Below are 355 nucleotides of genomic sequence, written 5' to 3'. Positions count from 1 at the left end.
GATAATTGTCGTTTACCCGATAAGCAATGACTTCACCATCAGCTATACAGCACACTTTGCTCGGTTTATCATATACAATGCCTAAATTCTTAAGCGCTTTTTCATCAAAATGAATGCCGCCATGTACCTGTTTATTAACGCTCACAGGATAGAAACCTTCTTCCACTAACATTAAGGCTTGATGATAATGGGCAGCGCTTGATTTTTTTGGGTCATTGGTAACGACCGGATATTTCCATTTTTTTAGGGGGGTTAATGCCATGGTTGATTCCTTTATCCTGAAAAATTGATAACATCACTATTGATTAAACGCATAAGTGCTACATCAATATCACTGGATGTAAATTTTAATTTG

The 355-nt window shown here is 36.6% G+C and carries 1 protein-coding gene; it reads right to left on the bottom strand.

Translation table 11 applies throughout. The features are described from left to right. Positions 1 to 262, bottom strand: a 262-nt coding sequence (locus J3U35_RS05655; RefSeq protein ID WP_267360128.1) for a hypothetical protein, incomplete at its 3' end; no start/stop codon positions are given. Positions 263 to 355 lie beyond the last annotated feature (93 nt).

This window comes from Gilliamella sp. B2717, assembly GCF_026536675.1.
Taxonomy (GTDB): Bacteria; Pseudomonadota; Gammaproteobacteria; order Enterobacterales; family Orbaceae; genus Gilliamella; species Gilliamella apicola_I.
Note: the sequence above shows the minus strand (reverse complement) of the source record. Positions and strands in the feature narration are given on the sequence as shown.